The sequence below is a fragment of the Bacillus sp. AC266 genome, assembly GCF_979253805.1.
The window spans coordinates 1-229 of the sequence record NZ_CEEDEC010000082.1 but is presented as its reverse complement, the minus strand read 5'-3'; the positions used below and the strand labels follow the sequence as shown (position 1 = coordinate 229).

Sequence of the window (229 nt, the reverse complement as noted above, 5' to 3'; positions counted from 1 at the left end):
TTATCATTCATTTCATTCTACATCATGTTCCAAAATCCCTGTTTATCTTCATCAGGAGATAAAGTGAAACTATAATCAGTGGGAGTGTTTGTTCGTCCCCCACTGATTATTATTTGAGCAATCGGGCTTTCACTGGAAGCTCGACTCCCATCTAACTTCTTTGCTCCAGCCGAATTTTGAGGCGGGGGTCTTACTGCTTGGCAAATAGCGGGATAAACAGGATAACAAC

General features: G+C 41.9%; 1 protein-coding gene. It reads right to left on the bottom strand.

Annotation, left to right across the window (positions count from 1 at the left end; all coding sequences use genetic code 11):
- Positions 1 to 17: 17 nt before the first annotated feature.
- The coding region (locus AC0IXC_RS29435) for a hypothetical protein (RefSeq protein ID WP_471653735.1) at positions 18 to 229 on the bottom strand (212 nt) is incomplete at its 5' end.